Source organism: Bacillus sp. M5A3_1b, assembly GCF_053345335.1.
In genome coordinates this window covers 1-3,908 of record NZ_JBKEZY010000028.1, presented here as the reverse complement: position 1 = coordinate 3,908, position 3,908 = coordinate 1, and the positions used below count along the sequence as shown (strand labels likewise).

Here is a 3,908-nt window from a genome sequence, read left to right as displayed (position 1 = left end):
AAGCTCTCTAGCGCCGATGGTAGTTGGGACCTTGTCCCTGTGAGAGTAGGACGTCGCCAAGCAACTTTAAGACGAGTCAGAATGACTCGTCTTTTTTGTGTTTAATGGAAATAATCTTGTAATTAATGTTGGCTCTATGAGTGCGTTTATCTAGCAAAAAACAGCTTTATTTTATTATGATTCCACATCTAAATAGCATACCTTCAGAAAAATATGGATAAGTTTGCTAGAACGTCTATTCGTTAACAAGAATATATACAAGGTATTGCCCTCTGTAGCCTGCTCACACCTTCTTTTATTTCTTCAGTTGTTAAATGTCCATACCCTATAATAATTCGATTATGATGTTTTCCTTTTTTAATGGCGTGCTCTTCCACAGGATATACTTTCACTCCGAGTTGTTGGATTTCCTCAAGTAATTCTTTTGTAAATTGAACTTGATTGAATTCAACAATCAGGTGTAATCCTGTAGAATAACCGAAAATATTGATCTTATTGGAGAATGCTAATTTTAATTGCTGGATAAGGAAGTCTCTTCGAGTTTTATAGATTTTTTTCATCTTCATAATATGTCGTTCCAAATAATCTTCGGCAATAAATTTAGCAAGAACAAGCTGATTTAAAGAAGATGTATGTAGATCTGAAAACCATTTTACCCTGCGACATTTTTCGATAAGGTGTGAGGGAAGAACTAAGTATCCCATCCTAAGGGCCGGTGATAAAATTTTACTAAATGAACCTATATATATAACACGCTCGGGATCCAATCCCTGTAATGAACTTACAGGTGGGCCTTCATATCGAAACTCACTGTCATAATCATCTTCAATGAGATAACAATTTGTTTTCCTTGAGTAGTTAATCAATTGAACCCGTCGTTGAATCGGTAACGCTCCTCCTAAAGGAAACTGATGAGAAGGAGTAGTGAAAATGAATTTTGGGTTTTTATTTGCAGGCAGCAAAGATGTATCCATCCCATTATCATCAACTGGTATAGGATAAAGGAAGGCTCCTGAATTTTTAAAAATTGTTTGAATGTCATTGGTGATGGGATCTTCTATTAGTACTTCGTCGCCTGTTGACAAAAGTAGCTTAGAAATAAGTGTTAAAGCTTGCGTTGCACCGGAGGTAATTATCAATTGTTCTGGATGACAAAAAACTCCTCTTGTTTTAAGTAAATAGCGTGATAAAACCTTTCTTAATTCGGGACGCCCTTCGGGAATATCGTATCCAAACGTAGAAGGAGGTGTCTCATTCCATATAGTATGAGATAACTTTGCCCATCCCTTACGTGGAAATAAGTCTAATGCTGGTATCCCGGAACGAAAATTAATGATGTTACTGTCTTTGTTTATTTCTTCGCACCAAGATAAAGAATCAATTAGAGTTGATTTTTTACGTTGTTCTAAATAAGTTCCTTCTGCAATGAATGTCCCGGCGCCCTGTCGAGCGACCAAAAAACCTTCGGAAAATAATTGATCATAAGCTTCTAAAATTACATTCCTAGACACGCTTAACTCAGAAGATAATTCCCGTGTAGATGGTAGTCTTTCTCCAGATTGTAGCTCTCCGTTTAATATTCGTTCACGTATTTGGTGATAAACCTGTTGAATTAAACTTATATCTAACGATCGATCAATAGGTATCCAAAGCATATAAATGCTCCCTTCATCAAAATTGGTACCATAAAAGTTTGGTTAAAATGGTACTAATATGAACCATTTTAGCATGCTATAGTTGGATCAAATAGTTCTAAAGGGGATGAAAATGTGATGACGAAACCAGAATTCCAAGTAGCTCAGGCATTTAAATCGATTGCACGAAATGAACATATAAAATCCTATGTACAACAATCAACTGAACTCTATGCATTGTTATTGCAAGCTGCGAAACGCTTTGTCACCGGAGAAACGAGACATGAGGGGATTGTGATAGCAAAAGAACTAATTACAAAAGGTTATCATACTTCACTAGAATACATAGGGGAAAATACTCTAGATATAGAGGAATGTTATAAAGCAAAAAATGAGTTTTGGAATCTTATTGGGGATATGGGTGCTCTATCTATGAAACAAACAGTATCACTCGATTTATCGCATATTGGATTGTCTATAGATCCAAAAATATCTTATATTCATTTAATGGAGTTGGCAGAGAAGGCAAAAGTACATGGAACTACCCTTATGATAAGTATGGAAGAATCATCTAAAGCAGCAGACATTCTTTCCATCTATAAAAAAACAACTGAGCAATATCCTAATGTAGGCATAACGATTCAGGCGCATTTATATCGCTCGAACAATGATATTCAAGAACTCCTATATTATCCAGGGAAAATACGAGTTGTAAAAGGTGCCTATCAAGAAGTTTCGGATATTGCTATGCCTAGGTCAAATGACTTAAACCAACAGTATCTTCAGATTGTAGAACAACTAGTTGAAAACAACCATCCTGTATCTATAGCTACACATGATGAAATTCTTATTAAAGAAATGGAGAAACGTCAATATTTTAGTCAATCTAATGTAGAGATAGAAATGCTATATGGAATTCGTCCAGATATGTTAAGTGATTTGAAAAACAAAGGACATAATGCTAGGGTGTATTTGACTTATGGGAAAGAGTGGTACTTGTATTTATGCCATCGGATAGCTGAATATCCGGAAAATTTATATCGTGCAGTGATAGATATGATGCATTCATCTGCAGTACAGCAGCGTAGGGAATATTAAATGTAAAAATTATTTTGGCTATGGTTATTATGAGGGAGTTCAGTTGTAGTGAGTAAGTTAAATCATTTTGGTTGTGGCCCAAAAATAAGAGTCGGATTTTCCTTAGAGTAGAAATTCCGACTCTTTTTATATTGAAAAGATTATAGTTTATAAATTGTACAGCCGTAGTATACCTTGTTGTAGAATTTGTTTTGGTGGGTGTTTTATATGCATTGGATTCTTATTGTCATGTATTCTTAAGTTTATAGCTAGAAATAAATGAATTTGTAATTCTATATGTATTTCAAAACGGAGGATAGATATAAACAATAAAATTACATACTTTGTTAGTAACTCGATTCGCTCTTCTAGCAGTAAAACGTAAATATAGGTATAGGATAAAAAGTAATAAAATACAAATGGAACAAACGTTCTTTGTGGGTGTGTTAGGTGCACTCGATCAATTGAGGTGCGCATTTTTAATCCGGTATATGTGTTTAAAAAAGAAATGCTATTAATTGGTTCGGTCCTCGAGTATAGTTTATTTGTATATCTTAAATGTTTGTTAAGAGGATATAAAATTTATTACGACTAGGCCATATGGAAATGGATGCTGCTAAAGATGAAAGAGATATAAGTCTGCTATTTCAGTGACACAGGGATAGTTAGTAAATGTATTAGTGTGTTTCTATATATTTACGAATAAACAGGTAAGTAACCATTACTTCATATAAGAGGGACTCTATAACTAGAGTAGTATATAAGAATTTCTGTATCGTTGTCTGTTTATAAGAATACGTATATCTTCGATCGTTTCTAATAGAGTGCCTGATAAACAAAGAGGTGTTAGGGAGCGGAATAAGTTTTTAATTATATATTAATATTTATTAAAATAAGGTTGTTAATTTCGCAGGGGAAAAACTTCCGTACCAATTCAGTTTAGGGCGTAAGTAAACTTGAATAACTTTATAAAAAGGTATTGACGATTAGGATATAGGGGTGTAATATAGAACAAGTCGCCGATGCAATAACGCAGAACGCGGTAAACGAAATGAAAAACTTAGTTGACATTGAAAGTTGAAAATGTTAACATAAGGGAGTCGCAAATGAGCGACCGAGTAGTTCTTTGAAAACTGAACGAAACAAACAACGTGAAACGTCAATTTTTATTTTTAGATGCTAGACAAACTAACTTTA

General features: G+C 34.3%; 2 protein-coding genes. One reads left to right on the top strand and one right to left on the bottom strand.

Annotated features, from left to right (window positions below):
- Positions 1-242: 242 nt before the first annotated feature.
- Complete coding sequence (gene pdxR, locus ACLBWW_RS28500; protein ID WP_048542210.1) at positions 243-1,655, bottom strand: MocR-like pyridoxine biosynthesis transcription factor PdxR; 1,413 nt, start codon at positions 1,653-1,655, stop codon at positions 243-245.
- Positions 1,656-1,772: 117 nt separating this feature from the next.
- Here pdxR and ACLBWW_RS28495 point away from each other — a divergent pair, with 117 nt between their 5' ends.
- On the top strand, positions 1,773-2,732 hold the full coding sequence (locus ACLBWW_RS28495) for a proline dehydrogenase family protein (protein WP_048542208.1): 960 nt from the start codon (positions 1,773-1,775) through the stop codon (positions 2,730-2,732).
- Positions 2,733-3,908 lie beyond the last annotated feature (1,176 nt).